This is a genomic window from Synechococcus sp. W70.1, assembly GCF_047461515.1.
In the GTDB taxonomy this organism is placed as follows: domain Bacteria; phylum Cyanobacteriota; class Cyanobacteriia; order Thermostichales; family Thermostichaceae; genus Thermostichus.
In genome coordinates, this window is sequence record NZ_JANSHH010000022.1 from 150,121 (window position 1) to 169,233 (window position 19,113).

At 59.1% G+C, this 19,113-nt stretch carries 19 protein-coding genes; 4 read left to right on the forward strand and 15 right to left on the reverse strand.

The window, feature by feature from the left end; genetic code table 11:
* Positions 1 to 25: 25 nt before the first annotated feature.
* Entirely contained in the window at positions 26 to 1,078 is a 1,053-nt protein-coding gene (locus tag NW808_RS05120; protein WP_414420494.1) for a hypothetical protein, read from the forward strand.
* A 556-nt stretch (positions 1,079 to 1,634) separates the two neighbouring features.
* Here the strand turns inward: NW808_RS05120 and NW808_RS05125 are convergent.
* The 7 genes from NW808_RS05125 to NW808_RS05155 all read right to left on the reverse strand — a co-directional run bounded on the left by NW808_RS05125 (position 1,635) and on the right by NW808_RS05155 (position 7,890).
* Positions 1,635 to 1,901, reverse strand: coding sequence for a hypothetical protein (locus NW808_RS05125; RefSeq protein WP_414420495.1), 267 nt, complete (start codon positions 1,899 to 1,901; stop codon positions 1,635 to 1,637).
* Between the two features lie 62 nt (positions 1,902 to 1,963).
* Positions 1,964 to 2,545 (reverse strand): tRNA-(ms[2]io[6]A)-hydroxylase, encoded by a 582-nt coding sequence (locus tag NW808_RS05130; protein ID WP_414420496.1) that lies wholly within the window; start codon positions 2,543 to 2,545, stop codon positions 1,964 to 1,966.
* 140 nt (positions 2,546 to 2,685) lie between these two features.
* Positions 2,686 to 3,756 (reverse strand): 3-deoxy-7-phosphoheptulonate synthase, encoded by a 1,071-nt coding sequence (locus NW808_RS05135; RefSeq protein WP_414404844.1) that lies wholly within the window; start codon positions 3,754 to 3,756, stop codon positions 2,686 to 2,688.
* A 583-nt stretch (positions 3,757 to 4,339) separates the two neighbouring features.
* Complete coding sequence (locus NW808_RS05140; protein WP_414420497.1) at positions 4,340 to 5,143, reverse strand: DUF2993 domain-containing protein; 804 nt, start codon at positions 5,141 to 5,143, stop codon at positions 4,340 to 4,342.
* A 21-nt stretch (positions 5,144 to 5,164) separates the two neighbouring features.
* Positions 5,165 to 5,608 (reverse strand): hypothetical protein, encoded by a 444-nt coding sequence (locus tag NW808_RS05145; RefSeq protein ID WP_414420498.1) that lies wholly within the window; start codon positions 5,606 to 5,608, stop codon positions 5,165 to 5,167.
* 212 nt (positions 5,609 to 5,820) lie between these two features.
* The gene (locus tag NW808_RS05150; protein ID WP_414420499.1) at positions 5,821 to 6,378 is read right to left on the reverse strand and encodes a hypothetical protein; all 558 of its coding nucleotides are present in this window, start codon (positions 6,376 to 6,378) and stop codon (positions 5,821 to 5,823) included.
* A gap of 270 nt (positions 6,379 to 6,648) precedes the next feature.
* Positions 6,649 to 7,890: an aminotransferase class I/II-fold pyridoxal phosphate-dependent enzyme gene (locus NW808_RS05155; protein WP_414420500.1), complete on the reverse strand. Its 1,242-nt coding sequence runs from the start codon at positions 7,888 to 7,890 to the stop codon at positions 6,649 to 6,651.
* Between the two features lie 576 nt (positions 7,891 to 8,466).
* Here NW808_RS05155 and hpf point away from each other — a divergent pair.
* Complete coding sequence (gene hpf / locus NW808_RS05160) at positions 8,467 to 9,048, forward strand: ribosome hibernation-promoting factor, HPF/YfiA family (RefSeq protein WP_414420501.1); 582 nt, start codon at positions 8,467 to 8,469, stop codon at positions 9,046 to 9,048.
* Positions 9,049 to 9,171: 123 nt separating this feature from the next.
* On the opposite strand, the gene NW808_RS05165 is transcribed toward hpf, so the two are convergent.
* Positions 9,172 to 9,792, reverse strand: coding sequence for a hypothetical protein (locus tag NW808_RS05165; protein ID WP_414420502.1), 621 nt, complete (start codon positions 9,790 to 9,792; stop codon positions 9,172 to 9,174).
* 119 nt (positions 9,793 to 9,911) lie between these two features.
* Entirely contained in the window at positions 9,912 to 10,373 is a 462-nt protein-coding gene (locus tag NW808_RS05170; RefSeq protein WP_414420503.1) for a hypothetical protein, read from the reverse strand.
* A 218-nt stretch (positions 10,374 to 10,591) separates the two neighbouring features.
* Between NW808_RS05170 and NW808_RS05175 the strand changes: the two genes are divergently transcribed.
* The gene (locus NW808_RS05175; protein ID WP_414420504.1) at positions 10,592 to 12,100 is read left to right on the forward strand and encodes a UbiD family decarboxylase; all 1,509 of its coding nucleotides are present in this window, start codon (positions 10,592 to 10,594) and stop codon (positions 12,098 to 12,100) included.
* A 90-nt stretch (positions 12,101 to 12,190) separates the two neighbouring features.
* Here the strand turns inward: NW808_RS05175 and NW808_RS05180 are convergent, their stop codons facing one another.
* Entirely contained in the window at positions 12,191 to 12,433 is a 243-nt protein-coding gene (locus NW808_RS05180; RefSeq protein WP_414394164.1) for a hypothetical protein, read from the reverse strand.
* A gap of 161 nt (positions 12,434 to 12,594) precedes the next feature.
* Between NW808_RS05180 and pyk the strand changes: the two genes are divergently transcribed.
* Entirely contained in the window at positions 12,595 to 14,436 is a 1,842-nt protein-coding gene (gene pyk, locus NW808_RS05185) for a pyruvate kinase (RefSeq protein ID WP_414420505.1), read from the forward strand.
* On the opposite strand, the gene NW808_RS05190 is transcribed toward pyk, so the two are convergent.
* The 5 genes from NW808_RS05190 to sufC all read right to left on the reverse strand — a co-directional run bounded on the left by NW808_RS05190 (position 14,433) and on the right by sufC (position 19,064).
* Positions 14,433 to 14,639, reverse strand: coding sequence for a hypothetical protein (locus tag NW808_RS05190; protein WP_414410286.1), 207 nt, complete (start codon positions 14,637 to 14,639; stop codon positions 14,433 to 14,435). The two genes, pyk and NW808_RS05190, sit on opposite strands and share 4 nt — an antisense overlap.
* Before the next feature lie 135 nt (positions 14,640 to 14,774).
* A complete protein-coding gene (locus NW808_RS05195) occupies positions 14,775 to 16,160 on the reverse strand; it encodes a 1-acyl-sn-glycerol-3-phosphate acyltransferase (protein WP_414404850.1) in 1,386 nt (461 codons plus the stop codon).
* A 131-nt stretch (positions 16,161 to 16,291) separates the two neighbouring features.
* Positions 16,292 to 16,738 carry an AbrB family transcriptional regulator gene (locus tag NW808_RS05200; protein ID WP_414410284.1) on the reverse strand — a complete coding sequence of 149 codons (447 nt, stop codon included), beginning with the start codon at positions 16,736 to 16,738 and terminating at the stop codon, positions 16,292 to 16,294.
* 248 nt (positions 16,739 to 16,986) lie between these two features.
* Positions 16,987 to 18,294, reverse strand: a complete 1,308-nt coding sequence (gene sufD / locus NW808_RS05205; protein ID WP_414420506.1) for a Fe-S cluster assembly protein SufD — start codon at positions 18,292 to 18,294, stop codon at positions 16,987 to 16,989.
* Positions 18,291 to 19,064 carry a Fe-S cluster assembly ATPase SufC gene (sufC, locus tag NW808_RS05210; protein WP_414410282.1) on the reverse strand — a complete coding sequence of 258 codons (774 nt, stop codon included), beginning with the start codon at positions 19,062 to 19,064 and terminating at the stop codon, positions 18,291 to 18,293. The genes sufD and sufC overlap by 4 nt, the downstream gene beginning before the upstream one ends.
* Positions 19,065 to 19,113: the final 49 nt, after the last annotated feature.

The window sequence follows — 19,113 nt, forward strand, 5'->3', positions numbered from 1 at the left end:
CCCCTGAGATTTCGCCAAGTAATGAATGACAGGCCCACCTGATCCCCTCTCTCTGGCCCGCGCCGGTAATAGTCAAGCGATTGTGCAGGTTGTCCGCTTGGAGCTGCTGCGGCAAAAGTGGCCTGCCCAAGTTCGCTTTGCGGATAACACCCTGCACATCTACTTGCTGGGATCCCTTCCCGGACAACCCTCCCCCCAAGTTGTAACCGCCCGGCTTTTTCTAATGCTGAAGCAGCTGCGGATCCCACGGCTGGAACAAGTGGAAATTTGCGCTTTCCTTGGCTCCCAATTGCTCTGGCGGCGCAGACTAAGAATAGGCTCCCAGCAGCGTTGGGATCGGTTTTCCTTCGATAACTGGGCAGTCAACGCTTGGGCTTACCCGGCTGCGTTTGCAGTGGCCCTGATGGTAAACAACATCCGCTTGTTGCAGTTGTTGCATTTGCCTCTTCACATTTGGATCCACGAATTTGGCCATGCCACCGTCGCCTGGTGGAGCGGGTATCGGGCTTTGCCTCTGCCCATTGGCTGGACAAGCGTTAGCTCGCAGAGGGATCCCTTTGTGTATTTTGGAATCCTCTTTTTACTGATTCTACTCTTCTGGTCAGCCCGCAAGGAGCGGATTGGGTGGCTGCAGGTGCTGGCCATCTTTCTTGCTCTATTGCAGTTTTACATGACCTGGCTGATGCCCAATCGCACCCGGGAGATGTTGTTTGTCTTTAGCGGCGTTGGAGGAGAATTTTATCTCAGCACCTTTCTGATGGCCAGCTTTTATTTTCCCTTGCCAGATCGCTGGAGATGGGATTTTTGGCGATTTGTCGTGCTGGGGATCGCGGCCAGCAGCCTCTGGAAAAGCTTTTGGCAGTGGCATCTTATTCAGCAAGGGTTAGCCCCAATTCCTTGGGGATCCCTACTAGGCGGCCAAGGAGATGCTGCTGGGGATATGAACCGCCTGGTTTATGAGTTGGGTTGGAGCGAAAGCCAAATTGTCCAAACCTACAGAAGCCTAGGAAACTGGTGTGTTTTGTTCATATTGGGCTTGTATGTCTTGTTTCTACTGCGCATGAACAATCAGATTTAGTTGTCTCTACAAGCAAGATTTATCCTCTGGTTCGATGCTCTTTTTGAACCGAGTAAGCATCGCTAAAAAAAGCCATATCTTCTCACCTTTTTTGGGAAAAAGACTGAGTCGAGGCGCAGCAGCGAAGGCTCTAGATCTTGCTCAAAGCGACTGTAGACCAATAGACTTGCCGAGGGCACTAGAAAAGAGCCAGAAACCCTCGGTTCATGGGAGATCTCTCTCAGAACGCCTGCCCAGTACTGTCAATGTTCTGGAGCTGCATGCAGGCGCTTGGGATTAAACCCTGTTGCTGTGATAGATGGTGGCAATCTGTAGGGCTGTAGTACAAATATTGGGGATCCTAAAATGCCCTGAAAATCGTTGTGAATTATGTGGGTCTCATTTGCACAGCGGCTCCCTGGAGGGACAACAGCAAGGGGTGGGTGTATTTAAACAGCATGACCCAGGCAGGAGCCGACCTGGCTTTCCATCCCCCTCCCTGCAGAAAGGGGTGCTGGCTAGTTGAGATCCTCGTCTTATCTTACTGCTGGCAGGATCCTGAGGGTGGAGGTTGCATTCATTCTAGTTTAGGCAGCCTCTGGAGTACCAACTTCCAACTGTTGCCGATTCCCCTCACCCAGGCTAAACTGGCTGCCACCCAGAGGGCGGGATCTTGGATCAACTGGCGCGTCGGCTTGCTCACCTCAAACCAAGGGTGACTCACCCGCAAATACCCCAGCAGTGATCGGCTCTGTAAACTGACGCAGCCAATGCCGCCGGGCACCGTGGGCCAGATAAGCCACTCCAGGTCAATGTGGCTGTCCTCTAGGGTGCTAGCTTCCAAGCTGCGGCACCAGCAGCACCGCTGTAACTGGCCAGCTGCTGCCGTGTTGCTTGGAACTGGATCTAGCTGTGGACACGAGGCTCGGGGTGGAGGGTAGAGAGGATCTCGGCTTCTACTTGCAGCAGGGTGTCCAGACGCTCCTGCACCTGGTCGGCAGGGAACTGCGCCAGTGCCAGATCCAGATACAACTGCCAGTGCCGTTCTTCAGCCGCTGCCAGCCAGAGGTAAAACTGCCGCAACTCGGGATCGGGGAGGTGAATTCCCAGCAGGCCCAGGCGTTCTTGGCTGCGAGCTTCGATAATGGCGGCCACTAGCAGTGCATCCAGAAGATGCTCTGGCTCATGGCGGCGCAGGTGCTGGTTGAGGCGGCTGGCGTAGGGAGCCGCTGGCAAAGGCCTAAGCAGGATCCCCAGCCGCTGCAGATGGCGATGGACTCGCTCAAAATGCTGCAGCTCCTCCCGCGCCAGCGGCGACAGAGCTTCCACCAGCTGCCCGTTGGCTGGGTAGCGGAAGAGGAGACTGAGGGCGTTACCCGCCGCTTTTTTCTCGCAGTTGGCGTGGTCTAACAAGACGAGGTCGAAGTGACGAATGGCCTGGTCGATCCAGGCCGCAGAGGTAGGGGAAGCCAGTTGGAGGGTAACCACAGGTTCGAGAAAAGCGCAAAAAAGTTTTGTCAAGAACAGTTTCTCTGCCCCTTCTCCGCCAGGGGCTTGGGAAGAGGGACAATTGGATCTTAGCGTTGCCCCTCTCCCTGCTTAGACAGCCCTGGACAAGGCTGGGGCATTTAGTGGCTTAGGGCCAAGGTCTTTCCTGCCACAGTTGCCGCCATTTCCTCCAGGAGCTCCTCCGTCTCCTCCCAGCCGATGCAGCCGTCAGTGATGGAGACGCCGTACTGGAGCGGTACCCCCTTCTGCCAAGTTTGCTTGCCCGGCTTGAGGTTGCTCTCGAGCATGAGTCCCATCAAAGCCCGCTGCCCTTCCTGGTATTGCCGCAGCACTGCTCGACAGACGGATCCCTGCCGGCGGTAGTCTTTGTGGGAGTTGTCGTGAGAGCAATCCACCATCACTGAGCGCGGGATCCCTTGATCCTTCATTAGCAAAGCCGCCCGCGCCACATCTTCCGGCCCGTAGTTGGTCTTGCCGCCGCCCCCCCGCAACACGATATGCCGGTCGGGGTTGCCGGTGGTTTTTACCAAAGCCGTCATGCCGTCTTGGCCAATGCCCAGAAAACTGTGGGGGTGGCTAGCGGACACGATAGCGTTGAGGGCAATCTCCAGCCGCCCGTCAGTGCCGTTCTTGAAGCCCACGGGCATGGAGAGGCCGCTGGCCATTTCCCGGTGGGTCTGGCTTTCAATGGTTCTAGCGCCGATGGCCGCCCAGCTCACCAGATCAGCTGTGTACTGAGGAGTCACTGGATCCAGCATCTCTGTGGCGCAGGGCAAGCCCAGCTCGTTGATCTGCAGCAGGATGGAACGGGCCAGTTGCAAGCCGGTGGCGATATCGCAGGAGCCATCCAGGTGGGGATCGTTAATGAGGCCCTTCCAGCCCACCGTGGTGCGGGGCTTCTCAAAATAGGTGCGCATCACAATCACCAGGTGCTCGCGGGTTCGGTCGGCCACCCGCTTGAGGCGGTGGGCGTACTCTAGCGCCGCTTCCGGATCGTGGATGGAGCAGGGTCCAACAATTACCACCAAGCGATGGAGATCCCGTCCGTGGATGATGTCGCGGATGGCCTGCCGTGTGGAGAGCACCACCTGGGCGGCCCTTTCCGTGAGGGGCAGCTTGGCTTTGACAGCAGCAGGGGTAATCAAGGGAGTTACTTCTTGAATGTTGCAGTTGTCGGTTTGGGGGGGCATAGCACCGTCGTCCTTATTGCTGCAATGCAAGTGAGGGATTCAACCACCGAGCCATCAAAAAAGCCCTGGCTCTAGGCCCAGGGCTTCAGGACGGACTCGAGTAAACTTAGCTTCTGAGTTTACGCGCCACCCTTCCGCCCTGGTTGCCGCCAGGGAAAGGTAAAGTAGCCAAAAAAGGTAGCGCGCCAGGTCATTTCCAGAGCAAGGAACTCGAAATCTGACGGATGAGACGAGTATAGCGAAAGTATACCCGAAAAGAAACCGAATTTGCCAAGGCAGGTTTAGGTTCTAGGCTGCTCCCAGGCTTCCCCATCAGAAAACGAGGAGCCGCCTTCCGCTGCTGCAGTCTGACAAGGCCGTAGCAGCAAGAGCCCCGCAAGCCTGGCAGGAACCGAGGCCATCAGCCCATCTCGGCGGGTAGACACGCCCCAAGCCTGGGGGATAGGCATTGGTCAATGTTTTCCCTTCTGGGGGTGTTCTCACCAAGCCTGGATTGTCTAGCCTCAGTGCTCAGATGCCTCCACCGAGGACCCTTGGGCTTTTTGCCCCTACAAGAGCAAACCCCTCTGGCCAGGGATCCCCGCTAGGATCCCGTCAGCGCCTCCAAGCTCTCAACCCGCACAAACCCAATGACCTGCATTTGGTCAGCGGCTATCTTCAGCTTCAGTACCCGCACCTGGATCCCCAGCTCTTCCAGCTCTTGCAGGTCAAACACCTTGCTGAGTCCTCCCAAGAACGCCTGGGTGATCTCGTCAGGAACCCGCACCGAGCCGATGGCAAACTCTGGCTCCTGAAGCCGCAACCTGCGTCCCTCTTCCACTTGGATCCCGGCGTTGAACACTACCTCAACTGCCTGCTCCCTGCTGCCGTCTTTCTCCACCAAGAGAGCGGCAAGTTGGAGGCGGTCAGGCTCCAAAAACTTGGCGCGCGGCTGGCGCAGTTCAAAATAGCGGGGTTTGTTCCCGCCCCCCCCCAAGGGCAGATCTGCCTGGATCCGCTGAAACTGCCTGAGCACCTCAGGCGAGTTGAGAGCAGCATTGAGGTCCTCCTGACGAACCACGACCTGAAATGCTGCTTGCAGGGGCTGTCTCAGCCGCAAAGGAGCTCCTTGGAAAAAAGCAGGGTCGATAGCGACTGGGTCGGTTTCCAGCTCCAGAAGCTCCAGGCGCGGAAAGGGTGCCCGGTACAGCCCCCGCCCGGCAACCAGAAGGCGCTCCGCCTGGCCATTGAGTAGGCGGTAGTTAGGCTGGCTCTGGATGCGTACCTCCAAAACCTCTGCTTTATCCAGCTGGGTTAGGAGCATTTGGCGCGCTGCCTGCTCTGCCCAATAGCCTGCCCCTGCCCCCAAGGCGGCCAGCAAGGCCACTAAGGTTGCCAGGATCTCCATCCTTGCCGCCGCAGTCTGGCCTCACACAGGCTCGCCCGTGGATCCTTTGTGAGGGCTAGCTTCAATGGGTCGGTTGCCAAGAAAAGTTTTGGCAACCTTCAGACCACCTGCCATCACCGGGCGGTTGAGGGCGGGGTCATGGACGAATTTGAGGCCAGAGGCAACTATTGGGCGCCCTTCGCCCCAGGTATCGACCACTTTTAGCGTGGCAGCCGCAACTGGACGTCCATCCGCAAAGTAATCCACCACCTTTAGGGTGGAGGCCCCTACTGGTCGCTGGTCGATCTCAATCTCGCTGAACTTCACAGGGCTGGGAAACACTGGCGGGCCGATCCTCTCTCCCCCCTCCTGAGCAGCCGGTAGATCAGCACTGGCAGGCCGAGGAGCCAAATTGAGGCCGTTGCCTTGCTCCGGAGAAGTTTCTTGCTGCGGCAGCGGGCTGGGAAGACCCATGGAAATGGCCATAGGAACCTCCTCCGTTACAGACGATTAACTTTGGAACAGGCTTTTGCCATCCTCAGCCCGGATCAAGAAAGCTGGGATCGGCGTCTCCGGATTGCTAAAGCTAAATCCTGAAGATATTCTAAACTAAGTCTAGCCTGGGATCTGCCTTTCCCTTCAGCTGCGAAACACTAGCAAGAAGAAAGGGAGCAGGAGAAGCTTAGCAGGCTGGGAGGCTAGTGCAAGGAGTACTGCAATACATAGGCCCCCTCCTGTCTTGGCTTGTAGGTGTTGGCTCGGAGGGTGTACGTGCCGCTGCGAGGCAAAAAGGCAATCACCAGGGCATCGGTGCCGCCACCCTGGTCGTCATCCCAAGCCATCACCTTCCCCTCCGGATCTAACAGTTGCAAGAAGGCATCGAAGTCAGAGCTGGTCAAGGAGGCGACCAGGATTTGGCCAGGGCGAGCAGTGATAGGGTATTCCTCCATCCAACTGCCATCTTCCGGGTGCTGAAGGGATCCTTCCTGGAGACGGCCCGATAGGGTTTGCTGCCAATTGCCCTGGGTGAGGGTATAAGTCAGCCGGTAGGAGCCGCTGGCAGCCGGCTCAAAGCTAGTGGCCCGCAGGGTGTAGGTGCCTTCCTGCGGCAGCCGCACTGCCAAGAGGGCGTTGACATCTAGGCCCGAGTCATCATCAAAGCCGATCACCCGTCCCTGCTCGTCCACCAGCTCCAGATAGGGGTCAAACTCTTCACTCTCCAAGGCGGCAATCAGGATTTGCCCAGCCTTGGCCACAACAGGGATCCCATCCCAGTAGCTGCCATAGGCGCGACTAACCTTGTCCTCCGCTGTGAGGACTCCCCTTAGGGTCTGGCTGTCTCTTCCTAGGACAGATGCCAGCGGGGCTCTCCCTAGGTCTAATAGCTAGCAGCCACCTGTCAGGGCCACCCAACTAAAGGCTAGCCAGGCTCCCCAACGGCGGAACAGTGGAGCAATAGGAGGCAACTTCCCCATCGAGGCTCTGGATTTCAATTCTACCCCCCAGCAGGGGGACAAGGACGGCCATCACAGCTCCTCCCAAGCTTGCAAGACAGCCTCTAGGGCCAGCCGCCCGTGGCTGAGATGGGTTCCTCCTTGTAAATAGACAATGTAGGGCTCCCGCAGCGGTCCATCGGCGGAGAGCTCCGCGCTGCTGCCGGCCACAAACGTGCCCGCCGCCATCACCACTGGATCGGCGTAGCCGGGCATCACCTCTGGAATTGGGGTGAGATAGGAATCTACCGGGGAGCTGCTTTGGATGGCGCGGCAAAAGGCCTGCAGCTTCTGTGGGGATCCCAGTTGAATGGCCTGAATGATGTCAGTGCGGGGTGCTTGGGGCAGCGGAGAGACGGGATAGCCTAAGTCATGGAACACCTGGGCGGCCAGGTGAGCAATCTTGACGGCCTCGGCCACCATTTGCGGAGCTAAGAACAGCCCTTGGAACAGCAGGCGGTTGAGATCGAAAGTTGCTCCTCCTTCCGAGCCGATCCCTGGTGCCGTCAGCCGGCAGGCAGCTTTCTCCACCAGTTCGGCTCGCCCTGCCACATAGCCTCCTGCTGGAGCCAGGGTGCCACCTGGGTTTTTGATTAGAGATCCAGCAATCAAATCTGCGCCTACGTGGGTGGGCTCTTGGGTTTCCACAAACTCGCCGTAGCAATTGTCCACCAAGACCACCACTTCGGGGTTTTGCGCCTTGACCATCTGGATCATCTCGGCAATCTGGGCAATGGAGAAGCTGGGTCGCCAGGCATAGCCACAGGAGCGCTGGATGTAAACCAAGCGTGTTTGCGGCTTGAGGGCGGTTTTCAAGGCCTGCCAATCGACATCTCCTTCTCGCAGATCCAACTGGCGATAGGTAACACCGAACTCCCGCAAGGATCCCCGGCCGGACCCCCTTATCCCAATGACCTCCTCCAGAGTGTCGTAGGGGGGGCCAGTGATGGCCAACAGCTCATCCCCTGGGCGCAGCACCCCAAACAAAGCACAGGCAATGGCGTGGGTGCCGGAGACCATCTGCAGCCGCACCAGTGCCGCCTCGCAGCCCATGATCTGGGCAAACACTCGGTCCAAAACCTCCCGCCCCTGGTCGTCGTGGCCGTAGCCCGATACGCCGGCAAAGTGATGGGAGCCCACCTGCTGGTCGCGGAAGGCTTGCAATACCCGGGCTAGGTTCTGCCTGAGAACTTGGTCTACTGCCCGAAACCGCTCCCCCAGGGCCGCTTCCGCTCTGTCCAACAGCTCAGCTACTTTCAGCGGGATCCCTGCCACCTCCCCCCCTTTTCTACCCCAACTTGCTTTGAGAGCAATCTCCAGAAGCCGAAGGCCACTTTTTGGGCCTACTGACGCCAATATTGGTGTGGAATCCCGATCTTGATAGAAAGCTTAACTTCAGTCAACATCTCTTCACTTCCTTTGGTTATTAGCTTAGCTAGTTTAGACAAGGCAGCCAACGTCGCTTCTTGTATAATAGGATAAAGTAGCACGGCAGTTCCAAGCAAAAATAAGGGAGTCGCTTAGCTGGCTAGGAAAGCCAGAAGGAAGTTGTGGACTGCAATTCGGCAGGAGAGGGAAAATTCCGGTCGTTTAGTCTCCCGAATTCAGCAGGGAAGTTGGATCAATCAAAAATTAAGGCAATCTAAATTTATCCTTAATCTCCAGTTCAAAGCCAAGAGTGAGGTGTTAACCTAGACTTAACTCCAAAGGTTAGTGCCCTTGCAAAAGCCGCACTTTAGTCAACTTTCATTGCCCCCTTTGGCCAGTTGGCGGGCGGGGAGGGTGTGGAAGCTTCTTGCAAAGGTTAGGCACTCACTTGAGGCGTAGACTGACACACTCGGGAGAGTTTCCATGGCGAAGCTTGTGATCCAAGGAAAAAACATCGAAATTACCGATGCCATCCGCAGCTACGTTCAGGAAAAAATTGAGCGAGCTGTTAGCCATTTTGCTCAGATCACCAGCGAAGTGGATGTCAATCTGTCGGTAGCCCGCAACCCCCGCATCAGTGCCAACCAATCTGCCGAAGTTACCGTTTACGCCAACGGCACTGTCATTCGAGCGGAAGAAAGTACTGAAAACCTTTACGCCAGCATCGACCGAGTGGCCGACAAAATAGCCCGCAAGCTGCGCAAGTACAAAGAGCGCAATGGCGTTCACCGCATCCGCCATTCTCCCAAAACTTCAGTGGCGGTGGCCCAGCAGCCGCCCACAAATCCTGTGAATATGAATCGGCAAGCGGAGCTGCCCCCTGAGGTAGTGCGCACCAAGTATTTCGCCATGCCGCCCATGACGGTTGAGGAGGCGATGCACCAGTTGGAGCTGGTGGATCACGACTTCTACGTGTTCCGCAACATCGAAAACGGCGAGATCAACGTCCTCTATGTCCGCAAGCACGGTGGCTATGGCTTGATCCGCCCCCACCCTAGCAGCTAGCTGCAAGATGCTTGGCAGCCCTGCTACAGGTCATTTTGCCCTGGCGACTGCGTCTAGCCCTCGTCTAAGCCCTCAGCCGCCAAGAGACTTCCCAACAGGCAACAGCTGGTGCAGGAGCTGATCCTAGTGTTGGCGCAAGCTGCCCAGGTCAGGCCCATGGTTGAGCAAGACGAAGTAGGTGCCATCTGGCAACTGTCTCAACATCATCAGGCGATTGGGGGCAGATCCCACCTGGGCGACCGTGCCGGGAGGTAAGGTGCGCAGCTGCAGGGGGCTGTGGCCAAGGCCGGCTACAGGTAGGATCCGCGCTGGATTCTCGTCTGTGGCCGCCAGCAGATGCTGCCACAGATGGGCCAGGGCACGGGGGGAGAGATGCAGTTCCTGCCCCTCTAGACGAATCTCTGCTTCGCTGGGGAGGAGGGCGGGATCTAACTGGGCAGCCGGCTCAGTTACCAAGCGCCGCCGCAGGTACTCCACCAGGGCTTTTGGGCCTCCCAGTTCCGCCAGCAGGGCTGCTGCCATGGCCCGGTCGATGTTGCTGTTGAGAATCTGCAGCAGGGATCCCAAGGGCGGCGAGGTATAGCTAACCCGGCAATGGAGCTCAGCAGGCAGTTCCTCTAGCGTTGATCCAGAGCCGCCGAGGGCTACAGGGTAGGGCCGTTGGGGATCCCGAAGGAGTTCGGTAAGCCGGCGGGCGCTAGCTAGAGCGTCGGGCTGGCCCAGCAAGCGGAAGGGGGGCACCACCTTTTACCTCGCCGTCAATCTGGCGAATGCCAAGGCCGTGCAGGTGGCGCGCCAGCTCGACGACATTGGTCTCCCGGAAATAGGGATCCCCGCCCCCCCCACCGCAACCAAGTCTCCCTTCAGGCGCTGGCCGGAGCGGTAGCCGGTGGTGTAAAGCGATGCTCGTAGCCCCAGGTCTCTAGCGCCATCAGGCTGAGGGCCAACTGATCCAAGGCTCCTACCGGCAAGGGTTGATCCAAGAGGTGCTCGGCCAGCAGCTTGCCTTTGGCTGTCCAGAGGAGGATCCCTTGCTGGGAGAGGGCCCCTCCTTGGGCAGCCAACCCCTGCAAAAAGCCTGACAAGACCACAGTGTAGGGAGAACCTTGCTCCTGGGGCGACTGCTCACGGGGCCACCAGGGCGGAAGGCCAGGCGTGCCGCTAGGAGAAGGCAGGGGTGGTGGCGGAGTAGGGATGGGAGGGAAAAGATCCTGGGTGGAAGAGGGAGCCGCAGCCCTCCAGCAGATCCCCAAAACCAAAGAGCAGGCTAGGGGGATCCCTGCCCAGAAGCAACGGGAGCGCAGCCCTGGCGGGATGGACAACATGCTGACCTCACAGGCAAGACTTGAGGCTACTCTACTGCCATGCCGGGGGTCCTGGCAAATTGCTTTGCCTTGCCGCTAGGCAGTTGGCCGTAAAGCCAGGAGAGTGGACTCCTGCCTACAAGAGAGGCCAAGATCGAGAGCACAGCAGTACTGCCGTTGGAGGAAGACATCCGGCCTGCCCTGCAGGTTGACCCTCAGCTTCTGCAAGTGCTCCCTTCATGCCCAGAGATCTGCGCCGCTTCATTGCCCTCCTAGAATCCCGTGGCCAGCTCCGCCGCGTGACCGCCGAGGTGGATCCCGAGCTGGAAATTGCCGAAATTGCCGATCGCCTCTTGGCCTGCGGTGGCCCGGCGCTGCTGTTTGAGCGGGTCAAGGGATCCTCCATGCCCCTGCTCATCAACGCCCTGGGCACAGTGGAGCGCATCTGCTGGGCGCTGGGGATGGAGCGGCCGCAAGAGTTGGAGGAGCTGGGAAAGAAGCTGGCCTTGCTCTACCAGCCGCGCCCGCCAAAAGACTTTGCCCAGGCGGTGGAGCTGGGACAGGCGCTGTTCCGCGTCTTCAAAGCTCGACCCAGCCGGGAGCTACTTCCTCCTTGCCAGCAAGTGGTGGTGCGCGATGAGGCGGTGGATCTCACGCAACTGCCCCTGTTGCGGGTCTATCCCGGCGACGCTGGGCGGGTGCTGACCTTGGGCCTGATGGTTACCAAAGATCCGGAAAATGGCATTCCCAATGTGGGGGTGTACCGCCTGCAACTGCAAAGCCGCAATACCATGACGGTGCAGTGGCTGTCGGTGCGGGGAGCAACCCGGCATCTGCGCAAGGCGGCGGCCCTGGGCCAGAAGCTGGAAGTGGCAGTGGCCATCGGGGTAGATCCTGCCGTAATCCTGGCGGCGGCCACGCCCTTGCCGGTGGATCTCTCCGAGTGGCTGTTTGCCGGCCTCTACGCCGGAGAGGGATTGCCCCTAGCCCGCTGCAAAACGGTGGATCTGGAAGTGCCGGCCCACGCCGAGATTGTTCTAGAAGGCACCATAACCCCAGGGGAGGTGGCCCCCGACGGTCCCGCCGGGGATCACATTGGCTACTACGGCCCTCGCAACGAGCAGGCTCCTTTAATTCGCTTCCACTGCCTCACCCACCGCCGCGATCCCATTTACCTCACTACCTTTAGCGGCAAGCCCCCCAAGGAAAACGACATGATAGCCCTGGCCCTAAACCGCATCTACACCCCCATCCTTAGGCAGCAGGTGCCGGAGATCGTGGACTTCTTTTTGCCGATGGAGGGCCTGGGCTACAAGGTGGCCATTTTGTCCATTGACAAGGCCTACCCCGGCCAAGCGCGGCGGGCGGCTCTAGCTTTTTGGAGCGCCTTGCCTCAATTTAGCTACACCAAGTTTGTGATTGTGGTGGACAAGGACATCAACGTGCGGGATCCGCGGCAGGTGCTCTGGTGTCTGTGTTCGCGGGTGGATCCGCAGCGGGATGTGTTCATCTTGCCGGACAATCCCTTCGACGCCTTGGACTTTGCCACCGAAAAGCGGGGCCTTGGGGGCAAAATGGGGATCGACGCCACTACCAAGATCCCGCCGGAAACGGACACCCCCTGGCGGCAACCGCTGGCTCCGGATCCGGAAGTGGCCCGCCTGGTGGATCGCCGCTGGGCGGAATATGGCCTGGCCGATCTCAACTTGCAGCCGGCGGATCCGCGCCTATTTGGCTACGAGTTCTAGAGGTGGCTAAGGGGCTGGCGGGTGCAACAAGCGCTGTTCTGGGTTGCTTACCCTTGCCTTCAGTGGGCTGTGGCGAGGGTGGGCCTAAGCCTACTGGGCACCAAGGGCGGCTAACAGCTCGTCTGCCAGCATCACCGCCGTATAGACTAGGGCCTGGCGCTGCTCAGGAGACAAGTTGCCAACGGGGGTCTGGGAGTTGCTCAGGATACCTTGCAGTAGCCTGCTAGCCACGTATTCTCGTTTGGAGACGCCAGGGCTAGAGATAGTGGGGTTATCCAGGGAAAACTTTTGGTGGTGCTCAAAGGGAAAGGCGTATTCAGAAGCTATCGGCATGGCTTCACTCCCAACCCAAACTTGAAGCTGCGCTCACCCCATTTTCCTGGACTGGGAATCTTAGAAAGCAAGGTCTCAAAAAAGACACTACGGGCTATCGTATCAAGGAGATCCCTGCGTGGGGGAACAATCTTGATCTGCTCTCCCTGGGAAAGATTGCCATGCACTTAAGCGAGTCTTTTCGACGCACCAAGATTGTGGCTACCCTTGGCCCCGCCAGCTCTGATCCAGCCATTCTCAGGGAAATGATCCTGCAAGGGGCAACTACCCTTCGCCTGAACTTTTCCCATGGAGATCACGATCTCCACCGCCGCAACATCCGCCTCATCCGCCAAACGGCGATGGATCTGGGGATCCAGGTTGCCATTTTGCAAGACCTGCAGGGGCCCAAGATCCGCCTGGGCAAGTTCGCCGAAGGCTCGATTACCCTCAAGAGCGGGGATCCGTTTGTCCTCACCAGCAAACCCATTTTGGGAACGCAGGAGCGCAGTTGGGTTACCTACGACAAGCTGGCCCAAGAGGTGCCGGAGGGAGCAACCATCCTTCTGGATGACGGTCGAGTGGAGATGCGCGTGGAGGCGGTGGATCCGGCAGCGGGCGAGCTCTTCTGCCGCACCATTGTCGGCGGCACCCTCTCCGACAACAAGGGAGTGAACTTCCCCGGCGTGCGCCTCAGCATCCGCGCCGTTACCGAAAAAGACAAAGAAGACCTCTACTTCGGCCTCAACCAAGGGGTCGACTGGGTGGCCCTCAGCTTTGTGCGGGATCCCTCGGATGTCCTGGAGCTGCGGGAACTGATGGCTGCCGCTGGCAAGCGAGTTCCCATCATCGTCAAGATTGAAAAACACGAGGCTATCCAGCAACTGCCCCAGATCCTGGCTCTTAGCGACGGGGTGATGGTGGCGCGGGGAGATCTGGGCGTGGAGCTGCCGGCAGAAGAGGTGCCGATCTTGCAGAAGCGGATCATCGCCATGGCCAACTGCCTGGGGATCCCGGTCATCACCGCTACCCAGATGCTGGACAGCATGGCCCATAGCCCTCGCCCCACCCGCGCTGAGATCTCGGATGTAGCCAATGCCATTTTGGACGGCACCGATGCCGTTATGCTCTCCAATGAGACGGCGGTGGGCAAGTATCCTGTCGAGGCGGTGGCCACCATGGCCCGCATTGCCCTGCGCATCGAACAGGACTACTTTAATCCCCTCTACGCGGATCGCCGCCACCACCTGCGCGCTCTTGCCCGGCAAGAGTTGAGCCAGACTAGGGGTAGCTGTGCCGAGGATAATTCGCTGCGTCCCAAAGCCCTGATAGCCGATTCCATTAGCCGCGCCGTGGGGGAAATTGCCGAGGAGCTGGACGCGGTAGCCGTGATGACCCTAACCAAAACCGGAGCCACAGCCCGCAATGTCTCGCGGTTTCGCCCGCGCACTCCCATCCTGGCCGTAACACCCCATGTGGAGGTGGCGCGGCAGCTGCAGTTGGTGTGGGGGGTACGCCCGCTGTTGGTTCTGGATTTGCCTACCAGCCGCCAGACCCTTCAAGCCGCCATTAACGTAGCCCAGGAAGAAGGCCTGCTCAAGGACGGGGATTTGGTGGTGCTCACTGCCGGCACCCTGCCGGGCATTTCCGGCTCCACTGACCTTATCAAGGTAGAAGTGGTGAAGGCGGTGGTGGCTAGAGGCAGAGGGTTTGGCAAAGGCACCGTCAGCGGCCCTGCCCGTATCCTCCGATCTGGCCTTGAGGCCAGCAAGATTACCCCTGGCGATATCCTGGTTGCCCGCGCCACTGATGCTAGCTATGTAGAGGCGATCAAGCAGGCGGCTGGAGTCATTACTGAAGAGGACGGCGTCTCCTCCCACGCAGCCGTAATTGCTCTGCGACTGGGAGTGCCGGTGGTGGTGGGGGTTAAAGATGCCACGCGCCTCATCCGCGACGGAGCTATTGTTACTTTGGACGCGGAGAGAGGCCTGGTTACTGCCGGCAGCGAGGGTTTAGGCTTCTAGCGCCGTCGTCGGGAGCAGCAGCGCAACAGCCACCTGGCGGCGGCCCGATCGCCTTCATCCCAAGCTAACCGCTCCACGGCCACCATCACCATCGAGGTAATTGCTGCCTCACTGAGACGCCATTGGGAACGCAGCTGCTGGACAGCCAGTGTAGCGGCCTCGAGGTCGCGTTTGCGAATGGCGCGGAGCAGCTCTTCAGACATCGACGAAGGCCAACCCCTCTGATCCTTTTTGCTATCTTTCTACCGCAAGAGCCAGAAGCTTCCCTTCTCCTAATGCAAAGATTTGTCTTGTTTGTCCAGAATGCCTTAAAAAAACTTCTTGGACGCTCGCTTGGGTTAGCCCGCAGGGATGGCCACAGGAGAGGGCAGTAGCCGCTCCATTGCTGCCTGCAGATCCTGGGTCAGAGCTTGGATAGCTTGCCGACGGTTGGCCTGGTAGGTGGGCCAACGCTCTGAGACGGAGAGGGGATCCCCGATGCGGAAATGGGCTAGCCGCGGCCCCAACTGAGGAGGAGCAACCAAGGGATTCTGGCCTTTGATCCAAGCCAGGAGGTTCCACAGCCGCAGGGCGGTTTCGGCCAGTTCCTCCGGGCTGGGCTGCTCAGGCAGAGGGCGGACGGCAAATACCATTAGGGTCTCCACCAAGCGCATGTGCCAAAGGTGGAAAGTGGCTTCAGCGGCAAGGCGATTGGCTAGGCTTTTTTCTACTGCAGAGAGGGCAGCAACATCGGGAATATCTTCCCGGTAGATCCAAGACCAGCCTGCCTGCTCAAGGCGATGTCGCCGCTCGATGAGGTCTCCCTGAGGTTGCAAGCCAAAGCGCTGCTCAGCCACGCGCAAAGCCAGATCCAATAAGCTTTGCAGACGTGTCCGCAGATCCCCTCCTTCTCCCCGCTTGGCCCAAGTTGCCGCAGGCAAAGTGGGGGCATAGAAGCGCTCGTAAAAGTTCTCCAGGGTCTGAATGAGGTGTTCAGCCAAGCGGAGCAAGCGGGCCATGAGAGATTCTTTGCCGACATGGGCTGAGCGCCCGGTTGGCAGGTGGCAGTTGGCCTCCATGCGGCGGAGCAACCTGTCGAGGGCTGCCCGGGGATCCCTCAAGTACTGATAGCAGAGGCCCACGGGTAGGATCAGCACTTCCTCTGGCCGCCCCGCCTTGAGCAGATCTTCCACTGCCCAAAAGCTCAACTGGGCTACCCCCGGCTCCAGGGGGTTGAGCAGCCCACTCATGCCGTTGATGGTCCCCTCGGGTGCCACGGCCAACGGATAGGGGCCCGAGACTAGCTGCTCGCGGGAACTCTTCAGCCCTGCCCGATCCAGACGGCCCCGCAGAATGGGGATCCCGCCCAGCCGGGGCAAGCCCCAACTGGCAATGGCCCCCAGCCACAGTGGCAGGCCGCGGTCGTAGACAAACAGGACGTGGGGCCGCTGCCGCAGCCGGATCCCCTGTTGCCGGGCCACCTGAGGCAAAAGGTGAGCAAACAGGTACAGCAGACAGGGAGGGTCATCGAGGGTGGGGTGGCGAAAGGCTACCAACAAGCGAATCTTGCCTGCTTCAAATTGCTGATAAAGCTGAGCCAAGCGCTCCCCTCCCTCCACCTCGACGCGCGGGATCCCTTTGGTCCAGCGCAACCAAAAAGGCAAGCCAGTTTGGACAAAACGAACCACCCAAGGCGTCAATCGTGGCGGCAGAAACTGGAGGGGAGGTTGAACCGTCTGCGGCATAGGGATCCTCAAATCTAGGGTTGGCACGCTTGGTGAACCTAGGCTTTGGATCCCCTCTTAAAGAGGGCGAAGAGGCAAAAAAGCCCCGCTGCAACAGTTGCTCAACTGGAGTCCCTCTCCTCAGAAGGCTTTCAACCTCCTGCTGCTTTTTTCCGGCGACCCCGCGTCTTTTTGGGGGCAGCTTCTCCTGAGGCTGAGTCTTCCATGACCTGGCCGTTTAACACCTGCTTGAGGTGAATGTGCTTGTAGCCTAGGTGGATCTCAAACTCATCGCCAGGCTTGAGATTCATCTGCTTGGTGTAGGCAGACCCGATGATGATCTGCCCATTTTTGTGAACGCTGACGCGAAAGGAGGGCTCGCGACCGCGCTTTTCACGGCTACTTGGGCCAAGGCTGAGACCTTTTGCCGCTAGCACCGCATCGTAAAAAGCGTTTAAGTTGACGCGGAGCTTGTTGTTCTTGGTCACGGTTACATAGCCACAGCGCTTTGCCGTTTCCCGGCGCGAAAGGTGCCCCAAAGCCTCTATCTTCTGCAAGAGAGCCTTCCCGGTTAGAGGTTGTGGTGGTATATCCGACATTTTCTAATACCCTAAAGCCCTCTCTAGGATCATAACCTCCTGAAGTACTTCTGCAACCAAAAGCTTGCAGCTCCGCTCCAGGTCGTGTTTACTCTAGGGGAGAAAGGCTCTTCTCAATTGGGCGTTCAATGGGTGTTCTGGCTCTGGATAAAGCAGCAGAGAGAGGGGATTTGTTTTGCCCAAATGGCTTGGCAAGACGGCTAGAAGAAGGCCTCAGCTAGCGGCAAGTGCTCACCGTTTGCTGGAAATTAGCCGGGCGCCAACTGCTGGGCTACTAGGGAGGGAAGTTGAGCCACAGGGATCCCCTCTAGGATCTCGGCGGCAAAGGCATAGGTGAGCAGTTGGCGGGCTTGGGCCAAGGGAATGCCGCGGCTTTGCAGGTAGAAGATCTCTTCTGCCTCCAGTTGGCCCACGGTGGCTCCGTGGGTGCATTTGACGTTGTCGGCGAAGATCTCTAGGTGGGGCCGGGTATCCACTCGCGCCTTGGGGCTTAGGAGGAGGTTGCGGTTGGTTTGGGCCGCGTCGGTCAGTTGGGCTTCTCGGCTGACCAGAATGCGCCCGCTGAAGACGGCACGGGCTGTCTCGTCGACAATGCACTTGTGCAGTTGGCGGCTGCTGCCCTGGGGGGCCTGATGCCGCAGGCGGGAGTGGGTGTCGCTGTGCTGGGATCCCTTCAACAGGGTCAGCCCCTGCAGGTGGGTGTGGGCCTGGGGCTCCACCTGGGCCAGCTCCAGGTTGTGGCGGGAAAACTGGGATCCCCACTGGAGGGCCTGCAGCCGGTAGTGGCTGTAGCGGCCCTGGCGCACGGCGGTTTGGTTGATGTGAAAGGCCTGGGATCCCTGCCGCTGGAGGAGGACGTGGTGCAGGCGGGATCCTTCTTCCAGGGCAATCTCGGTAACCGCGTTGCTGAAGGGGATCCCCGAGCCCCAGGAAAGGTGGTCTTCAATTAGGGTGAGGGAGCTGTAGGCTGGCAAAGTCAGCAGGCAGCGGGGCTGGGCCAAAACCGCCTCTCCTTCAGGGGCCACGGTTATCCAAAGTAGGTGCAAGGGCGGCAAAACCTTCTCGTGGGGCAAGAGCTCAATCTGGATCCCGCCGCCTAGGTGGGCGGTGTTGAGGGCGCTGAAGACATCGACCTTGGCGATGGTTTGCAACCCTCCAGAGGCAGCCTGGCTGAGGGGAGCAAGGCGCAGCGCCGACGGCAGGCCGCTCAAGTCAGAAAGGTGGGGAGCGAAGTAGCCGTTGACAAAGACGGCATAGCTGTGGCGGCTTTCCGACCACAGCCAGGGCTCCAGAGTGGCCCGGTTCACATCCCCCTCCCCAGGGCCGGCCAAGCGAAAGGCGTGGGCCACTAGCGGCGAGAGGTCGCTGTATTTCCAGTCCTCTTCGCGCGGAGTGGGGATCCCCAGTTCCGCCAGTTGGGCGCGGGCCTGCTGTCGCAGAGTGGCGTGGGAGTCCTCCACCTCCGGGATTTGGCTAAGAATGTGCTCTAGAAAGGAGCGGCCAAAACTGGCAGCGTCGCTTTCTCTAACCGACGACTTGGGCACCGCAGCGCTCATCCCACCTCCTCCCTAAGCCAGTCGTAGCCCCGCTTTTCCAGCTCCAGCGCCAAGCTCTTGTCCCCGCTAAGGACAATGCGCCCCCCTTCCATCACATGCACACAGTCAGGGGTCACATACTCCAGCAGGCGCTGGTAGTGGGTAATGAGGAGTATGGCCTTCTCGGGGCCAGCTAGCTGGTTGATGCCCTGGGCAACGATGCGCAGCGCGTCGATGTCGAGGCCAGAGTCCGTCTCGTCCAAAATGGCCAGGGTCGGCTCCAGCACGGCCATCTGCAGGATCTCGTTGCGCTTTTTCTCGCCGCCAGAAAACCCCTCGTTGACGGGGCGCTCCAAAAAAGCCGGATCCATTTTGACCAGCTCCAGCTTTTGGCGCACGAAGTCGTCAAACTCAAGGGGATCCATTTCCGGCTGATCCCGGTATTTCTGCCGGGCGTTGTAGGCAGCTCGCAGAAAATCCAAGTTGCTTACCCCTGGAATCTCGATGGGGTATTGAAAGGCCAAAAAGATCCCAGCCCAGGCCCGCTCCTCCGGTTCCATGGCCAAGAGATCCTTGCCCAAATAGAGGATCTCACCCCCGGTTACCCGGTAGTCCGGGTGGCCGGCCAGGATCTTGGAGAAGGTGCTTTTCCCAGAGCCATTTGGCCCCATGATGGCGTGGATCTCGCCAGCCCGAACTTCCAGGTTTACCCCCTTGAGGATAGGGGTGCCGTCGATCTCAGCGGTGAGATCGCGGACAGATAAAATGACAGGGCCGTTTTCCCGGATCATCTCAGCGGTTGCTCTTGAATGACCTCCAGACGAGCGTTCACCCTGGGAT